Here is a 6,736-nt window from a genome sequence, read left to right as displayed (position 1 = left end):
ATCTGCAATCTCTTCTCTCCAATAGAATGCAGAAATTACTTCGCAGCCGCAGGGTATGGACTCACATGAAAGTCCGCCGCTCTAGAACGCGGAGGCCGGGACGAATATCGTCGCGGCGCGTTCCGCGCTCGGGAAACGGCTCGAACGCGTGGCAATAGGCCACGATGCCGCCAACGAACGATTCTGCACGGGCTGTGGAGGAATATTCCTCTATGTAGCGATACAGCGCATCCAACTGGTGCTCCGCTTGCGCGGAAAATACAACCCTGCGCGTCATTCCTTAGTGGCATCATCGCGTCGCGCGGCGGCGCGGTCGCGGATACGCAGCATGACCTGCTCGGCAGGGATGGCGCTGGACGGATTCGCCTTGTACTCGTCGTAGCTCTGGGCGACTTCCTCGCGCAGCCAGCGTTCAACGGCGGCGTCGCGGTCGAGCAGCGCGCGCACGCCCTCGCGCAGCACTTCGCTGACGGAGGCGTAGGCGCCGGATTCGACCTTGCGCGCGACGGCCTCGGCCATGTCGCGCGGGAGGGTGATACTTATCGGCTGGGTGGTTCGCATGGGCGGACTCCTTTTCCACCATATAGCAGCCGATGTGACAAAATCATATCGAAATTGCTGGCGATGATGCGTGTGACCGATACCGCCGCCCTTGCCTGAGTGCGCTTTGGAAGCTGGCAAACGAACATGCGGACACCGGATACGCATATCGCAGATCCCGCATCGGCTCGCCGGCTCCTGGTCGAGAAATGGCATGTGGCAGCCTGTATGCGGCGAGTTCATGCTCTTGCTTAGGCCGCAATGGCGGCGCCGATGTTGCTGGTGCGGACGACGGGACTCGAACCCGTACGATCAGAGATCGAGGGATTTTAAGTCCCTTGCGTCTACCAATTCCGCCACGTCCGCAGGCCAGTCCTTTTCAGATGCCGGGCAGGGGCCGTCAAGCCGTCTTCTGCCGTAGAGAAATCTGGCACTGGAAGCTAGCGAGGCCGATCACCTACAGTGATACAAACAAAATCGTTTCACCTGGAAATGTTTTTAGCGGCAGCTTCCGCGGCTACCGCGAATGCGCGTCCCCCGTTCGCAGGATGCGTTCGGGCGCTCTGCCCTGGTAGGCTCGAAGTGGCAAGTGGATCAGCGCTCCGATACTCGACGCCGTCCTCTACAAACACCTGGGAGATTGTCATGCTCAAGCTTGCCTCTGCCCTCGCACTGCTGCTTGTTGGGACGGCGCCTCTGTTTGCCGATGAGATGCCGATGAACGCCAAAGACATCAAATGGGGTCCTGCTCCAGCTGTCATTCCCGCTGGCGCGGAAATGGCTGTTGTCGCTGGAGATCCCTCAAAGGACGGCGCCTATGTGCTGCGGTTGAAGACACCCGCCGGCTACAAAATTGCCGCACATAATCATCCCACCACGGAATACGTAACGGTGCTTTCCGGCAACTTCCATATTGGAATGGGCGATAAGCTCGACGAGGCGAAAGGTGTCGAACTGACTGCTGGCGGCTTCGGCGTCGCGCCGGCCGGAATGAATCACTTCGCCTGGACGACAAGCGATACGATTATCCAGGTTCATGGCGAGGGGCCATTCAAGATCACCTACGTCAACCCGGCGGACGATCCAAGCAAAAAGTGACAGTTCGGGATCGAATTGAGTGAACCGGCCGAAGGCTCGAACGATGGAGTGCGTCAAACTCCGCGACCGGCGATTCACTAAGATCCGCAAACGAGGCGAAAGCTGATTGGCCGCAACGGAATCGTATTCCGCCTGCGCCATTTGCCATGAATGGCGGCAATAACAAAAAACCCGCCTCGGGAGGACGGGTCGTTGGAGCCAATTGGCACCATACCCAAATTAGTAGCATAGCTGCCGGCACAAAGCAAGAACAAAGTTGCTGCGGCCGGCACAAAATGCCCTTGACGATTGGCGAAAGCCATGGCGCATCGATCTCCCTCCTTGAGGGGGAGATGGCCGGCAGGCCAGAGGGGGTCGTCGCGCGTCGAGCGCCAGCCTGTTTTGTTTCGCGGTAAAGGTTCGCGTCAGGACGTCCCGACCCCCTCTGTCGCCTTCGGCGACATCTCCCCCTCAAGGGGGGAGATCTGCAACTTCGCCGTCGGCGTTTACTTCCTCGCTGGTCAAAATCCTCGCGGCTTGGCACAGTCGGGCAAAGAGGAGCCTGTTGATGCCGAAGACCGCCAATGCGACGAAACCAAAACCCTGGGCCGAGATGGCGACGCATCTGGTCGATGTCGCTATGGGCCGCAAACCCGCCGATCTCGTCATCCGCAACGGGCGCTGGGTCAACGTCCATTCGGGCGAGATCATCGCCGGCACCGACATCGCCATTGCCGGCGGCCGCTTTGCCTATTGCGGGCCGAACGCCGGCCATGCCATCGGCCAGGGCACCAAGGTGGTCGATGCCGGCGGCCGCTATCTGGTGCCGGGGCTTTGCGACGCGCATATGCATGTCGAGAGCGGCATGGTGACGGTGACGGAATTCTGCCGCGCGGTGATCCCGCATGGCACAACTTCGATGTTCATCGATCCGCATGAGATCGCCAACGTGCTCGGCCTGCCGGGCGTGCGGCTGATGCATGACGAGGCCGTCGCCATGCCGGTCAACGTGCTCGTGCAGATGCCGTCCTGCGTGCCCTCCGCCCCGGGGCTCGAGCATGCCGGCGCCGAGCTGACCGTCGCCGACGTTGCCGTGGCGATGACCTGGGAGAACATCATCGGGCTCGGCGAGGTGATGAATTTTCCGGGCGTCGCCGCCAATGATCCGGTGATGTCGGGCGAGATCGCGGCGACGGTGAGGGCCGGCAAGACCGTCGGCGGGCATTATGCCTCGCGCGATCTCGGCCTGCCGTTTCACGGCTACGTTGCCGGCGGCCCGGAGGATGACCACGAAGGCACGCGCGCCGAGGACGCCATCGCCCGCGTCCGCCAGGGCATGAAGGCGATGCTGCGGCTGGGCTCGGCCTGGTATGACGTCGCCTCGCAGATCAAGGCGGTGACGGAGAGCGGGCTCGACCCGCGCAACTTCATCCTGTGCACCGACGACAGCCATTCCGGCACGCTGGTGCACGAAGGCCATATGGACCGGGTCGTCCGCCATGCCATCAGCCAGGGCTTGAAGCCGGTGACGGCGATCCAGATGGCGACGCTCAACACCGCCCAGCATTTCCGGCTGGAGCGCGAGATCGGCTCGATCGCGCCGGGACGCCTTGCCGATCTGCTGATCGTCTCCGACCTCGCCGAAATGACCATCGACGAGGTCTATGGCCGCGGCGTCAGGCTGGCCAAGGGCGGCAAGCTCGAAATTGACATTCCGGCCTACAATTATCCGCGGACGGCGAAGAACACCGTCAAGCTCGGCAGGAAGCTCAAGGCAGGCGATTTCGACATCGCGGCACCCATGGGCGCCAACGAGGTGCGGGTGCGCGTCATCGGCGTCATCGAAAACCAGGCGCCGACGCGGGCGCTGGAGGCCGATCTTGCCGTCGAGGACGGGCTGGTCGCCATGGATCGCCGCAACGATGTCTGCCAGATCGCGCTGGTCGAGCGCCACAAGGGCACCGGCGGCGTCACCAACGCCTTCGTCTCCGGCTTCGGCTATATCGGCGACTGCGCCATGGCCTCCAGCGTGGCCCACGATGCCCACCACATCATCGTCGTCGGCACCAACAAGCAGGATATGGCCCTGGCCGTGAACCGGCTGGGCGAGGTCGGCGGCGGCGTCGTGCTGTTCTCCAGGGGCAAGGAACTGGCGCTGGTCGAAATGCCGATCGCCGGGCTGATGTCGGACGAGCGGGCGGAAATCGTCGCCGCAAAGGCGGACCAACTCAGCGACGCCATGCGCCAGATGGGCTGCTCGCTCAACAACGCCTACATGCAGCACTCGCTGCTGGCGCTGGTCGTCATCCCCGAGCTCAGAATTTCCGACGTCGGCCTTATCGACGTGACGACGTTCCAGAAGGTTGATCTGTTCGTTTGAAGAATCACTGAACCCTGGAGGGACAGCGCCCTGGACAGCGCCCCCCTCTGTCCTGCCGGACATCTCCCCCTCAAGGGGGGAGATTGGCAGTTTCGTTGACAGCGCCTTGTTCGTCAAAGATGGAGATTGGCGAAAGCCGAAAGTGGCGGCCAATCTCCCCACTAGAGGGGGAGATGTCCGGCAGGACAGAGGGGGGCGCGAAGGATCGCTGCAGAGCGTTTTTGTTGACAGCTGCCAATTACCGGCGTGATTGGCAGCAGAGGTCGGCTCACCCGCCGGTGGCGATGGTCAGCACTTTGAACGGCGTGGTGATGACGATTTCGGCGACCGAACCGACGGCCTTGCCGAGGCCCTGGCCGAGATTGTCGAGCTGGGCCGGCGCGGTCTCTTCGGAGGCGAGGCCCGCCGGGGCGCGCAGGCGGTCGCCGAGCAGCTGCACCAGGAACGGGTTGTCGGCGAATTTGGCGTGGTTCAGCCGGTCGCCGCCCTTGGTCTTGGTCAGGTCGACCACCGAGACGCCATAGCTGGCGAGGTCGGCCGCGTCGCCATAGTCGCCGACGCGTGGCTTGTCGCCGGAGATCAGGGTCGACAGCCTGAGCGCCCGGTCGTCGCCCGAAAGCAGCACGGCGAACGGCTTGTCGGGCTTGCCGTAGCGGATCATCTGCTTCTTGAACACGTCGACGTCGATGTCGGGTGAGGCCAGGATGACGTAGCCGAGCTTGCCGCCGAGGTCGCGGTCGCCGGTGATGGCAAGCTGGCGCAATGCTTCCATGGTCACCCAGGTCCCCATCGAATGGGCAATGATGTCGATGCTCTTGGCGCGGCTCTTGGCGAGCATGCGCAGCGTCGCTTCGAGATCGTCGCGCGCCGCATTGGCGCTTTCCTTGTCGTAGATGTAGCCGGTCGTCTTGCCGCTCGACGCCCACGAAAACAGCACCGGCGTGCCTGGGTATTTCGTGTCGTGCGCGATCTGCGTCAGCCGGTAGATACCGTCATCGAAGCCGTTGTTGAAGCCGTGCACGAAAACCAGCGCGCGGTCGCCGCGCATGGCGATGTCGGCGCCGACCGCCTTGGCGAATTGCGGCGCGCCTTCGTAGAAGGTGACGCCGGTCGCCGTGAAATCCTTCGCCGGATTGCTGTTGGCCGAGCCCTTGACCCGCTCGATGGCGCCGAGCTGGTGGATCTTCGGCACCGTCACCTCGACGCTGGCAAAGCTGGTGGTCGGCGAACGGTCGCCGTCGAACACCTGCCGGGGCGCTTTCATTGCCTTTTGCCGGGTCGTTGCGACGAAGATTTGATGCGTCGCCGCGATATCGGCAGCAGGCACGGTGATCGTCGTCTTGTTGAGCAAATCATGGGTGTTCTGGCCGGCGCAGCCTGCCAGCGCGAGCGCGAACGCAACGACGAGAAAGATCTTCGAAGGCACGGTCACGCGGGCTCCCGCAAAGGCGACGTCGAGCCGGAGACGTCTTGGCCTATTCGATAGAGGCAGAGCCCGGCACGGTCCAGTTCAAACTGTTCCGATGGTGCGGCAATGGTCAACAATCACTGCCGCGCAATGCAGCTATTGTCCGACCGAGGCGATCCGGTCGGTCACCTCGCGGTCGCTGGCAAACCCGTCATCCTCGCGCAGCTTCTGGCCGATCAACTGCACCAATTCCGGATTGTCGGCGAATTTGGTGTGGTTGAAGCGGTCGGCTCCCTTGACGCTGGAGAGATCGACGACCGACACGCCATAGCTGGCGAGGTCGGCGGCGTCCTTGTAGTCGCCGACGCGCGGCCGCGCGCCGGCTATCAGGCCGGAGAGCCGCAGCGCCCGGTCGTCGTCGGAGAGCAGCAGGATGAACGGCTTGTTCGGCTTGCCGTAGCGGCGCATCTGGCTCTTGAACACGTCGACGTCGATGTCGGGCGAGGCCAGCACGACGTCGCCGAGCTTGCCGCCGAGATCGCGGTCGCCGGTGATGGCGAGCTGGCGCAGCGCCTCCATGGTGACCCAGGTTCCCAGCGAATGGGCAACGATGTCGATGCGCCGCGCGCCGGTCTGCGCCAGCATTCTCAGCGTCACTTCCAGCTGGTCGCGGGCAACGCTGGCGCTTTCCTTGTCGTAGACATAGTCGGTGGTCTTGGCGCCCGACGCCCAGGAAAACAGCACCGGCGTGCCCGGATAGCCGGAATCATGGGTGATCTGGGTGACGCGGTAGACCGCGTCGTCGAAGCCGGTGTTGTAGCCGTGGACGAAGACCATGACGCGGCCGCCGCGCGCCGCGATGTCGGCGCTGAGCGCGCTGGAGAATTTCGGCTGGGTGTCGTATCCGACGACCTCGGAAGCCATGAAGTATTTGGCCGGATCGTCCGACTTGCCGCGCGAGCGCCGCTCGATCTGGCCTGTCTTGTGGATGCCGGGGACGGTGACGTTGACGCGGGCATAGTTCAGCGTCGCCGAGCGCTCGCCGTCGAAGACCTTGTCGGGATCGTCGGAGCGCTTGCGCGTGGTTGCGATGAAGATCGAGTGGTTGCCGGCGATTTCCGTCACCGGCACCGCCATCATGGCGCTGCCGAGCAGTTCCTCGGTTTGGCGCCCGCCGCAGCCGGCGAGCAGCGCGGCAATGAGAATGATGCAAATCGTCTTCAAGGGCACTTAAGCAATTCCACTCCGGCCTGACCAAAGGCCCATCCACCTCCGCCGCACCTCCCGGACAGGCCAAGTGCGGCGGAAGTAAGTCGCAGGCGCCGAAATGC

Annotated in this window: 6 protein-coding genes and 1 tRNA gene; 2 read left to right on the top strand and 5 right to left on the bottom strand. The window is 63.3% G+C overall.

Translation table 11 applies throughout. The annotated features are described in order from the left end of the window. Positions 1-61: 61 nt before the first annotated feature. The 3 genes from NKK47_RS22310 to NKK47_RS22300 form a co-directional block, all read right to left on the bottom strand. A complete protein-coding gene (locus NKK47_RS22310) occupies positions 62-277 on the bottom strand; it encodes a type II toxin-antitoxin system RelE/ParE family toxin (RefSeq protein ID WP_352578263.1) in 216 nt (71 codons plus the stop codon). Further along, a complete protein-coding gene (locus NKK47_RS22305) occupies positions 274-561 on the bottom strand; it encodes a ribbon-helix-helix domain-containing protein (protein WP_023674775.1) in 288 nt (95 codons plus the stop codon). Before NKK47_RS22305 ends, NKK47_RS22310 begins: the two co-directional genes overlap by 4 nt. Before the next feature lie 259 nt (positions 562-820). Beyond that, a tRNA-Leu gene (locus tag NKK47_RS22300) sits at positions 821-906 on the bottom strand. 279 nt (positions 907-1,185) lie between these two features. Here NKK47_RS22300 and NKK47_RS22295 point away from each other — a divergent pair. Next, positions 1,186-1,638 carry a cupin domain-containing protein gene (locus NKK47_RS22295; protein ID WP_352570883.1) on the top strand — a complete coding sequence of 151 codons (453 nt, stop codon included), beginning with the start codon at positions 1,186-1,188 and terminating at the stop codon, positions 1,636-1,638. 547 nt (positions 1,639-2,185) lie between these two features. Further along, positions 2,186-3,997 carry an adenine deaminase gene (gene ade / locus NKK47_RS22290; RefSeq protein WP_352458453.1) on the top strand — a complete coding sequence of 604 codons (1,812 nt, stop codon included), beginning with the start codon at positions 2,186-2,188 and terminating at the stop codon, positions 3,995-3,997. A gap of 268 nt (positions 3,998-4,265) precedes the next feature. Here the strand turns inward: ade and NKK47_RS22285 are convergent, their stop codons facing one another. Together NKK47_RS22285 and NKK47_RS22280 are read right to left on the bottom strand one after the other, a co-directional pair. Beyond that, positions 4,266-5,429 (bottom strand): alpha/beta hydrolase, encoded by a 1,164-nt coding sequence (locus NKK47_RS22285; protein WP_352578262.1) that lies wholly within the window; start codon positions 5,427-5,429, stop codon positions 4,266-4,268. Between the two features lie 132 nt (positions 5,430-5,561). Further along, positions 5,562-6,635: an alpha/beta hydrolase gene (locus tag NKK47_RS22280; protein WP_023674783.1), complete on the bottom strand. Its 1,074-nt coding sequence runs from the start codon at positions 6,633-6,635 to the stop codon at positions 5,562-5,564. Between the last annotated feature and the right edge of the window lie 101 nt (positions 6,636-6,736).

The sequence above is a fragment of the Mesorhizobium sp. M0019 genome, from assembly GCF_040323975.1.
Lineage (GTDB): Bacteria > Pseudomonadota > Alphaproteobacteria > Rhizobiales > Rhizobiaceae > Mesorhizobium.
This window is presented reverse-complemented; position numbering and strand designations above follow the sequence as displayed.

Coding starts and splice junctions, on each gene's coding strand:
- NKK47_RS22295 (WP_352570883.1), top strand. CDS start 1,186: ATGCTCAAGCTTGCCTCTGCCCTCGCACTGCTGCTTGTTGGGACGGCG.
- ade (WP_352458453.1), top strand. CDS start 2,186: ATGCCGAAGACCGCCAATGCGACGAAACCAAAACCCTGGGCCGAGATG.
- NKK47_RS22310 (WP_352578263.1), bottom strand. CDS start 277: ATGACGCGCAGGGTTGTATTTTCCGCGCAAGCGGAGCACCAGTTGGAT.
- NKK47_RS22305 (WP_023674775.1), bottom strand. CDS start 561: ATGCGAACCACCCAGCCGATAAGTATCACCCTCCCGCGCGACATGGCC.